Source organism: Methylobacterium oryzihabitans, assembly GCF_004004555.2.
GTDB lineage: Bacteria > Pseudomonadota > Alphaproteobacteria > Rhizobiales > Beijerinckiaceae > Methylobacterium > Methylobacterium oryzihabitans.
In genome coordinates this window covers 1-462 of sequence record NZ_SACP01000144.1, presented here as the reverse complement: position 1 = coordinate 462, position 462 = coordinate 1, and the positions used below count along the sequence as shown (strand labels likewise).

Genomic DNA, 462 nt, shown 5'->3' with positions numbered 1-462 from the left:
AAGGTTTCGCCGTGACTCGTCTCGACCACCTTGAAAATATCAGGCACACAGGGTTGAACTAGTATTACAGACGAGTTGGGTGAAGGTTTGTGTAGGTTGTCAATTTGGAAGGAGTCAAGATGATATCGACCATTAATGCACCCCGCTACCTGCTTCTGATGGTGGCCTTGAGCAGCGTTGGCGTCCACGCCGAGGGGGAGGCGACTGATCAAGCCCCACAAATGATCCGCGTGCTACTGGCGGCCGAGCTGGAAACCACCCTGTCCAGCCAGATGAGCGGCACCCTCGGCGAGCTCAAGACACGCTTCGGTGAGCACGTGGCCAAGGGCGCCAGCCTGGCCCGTTTCAATTGCAACGAGGCCCAGGCACGCGGCAAGGTTGCGGTGGCCGAACTGGCCATGGCCCGGCAGAACCTCGAAGCCAAGAAGCAGCTGCGCAAGCTTGATGCCGTGGGAGATATCG

1 protein-coding gene is annotated in these 462 nt (G+C 58.7%); it reads left to right on the top strand.

Annotated elements, in window-relative coordinates; all coding sequences use genetic code 11:
* Positions 1-119: 119 nt before the first annotated feature.
* Positions 120-462, top strand: a 343-nt coding sequence (locus EOE48_RS28760; RefSeq protein ID WP_210249621.1) for an RND family efflux transporter, incomplete at its 3' end; no start/stop codon positions are given.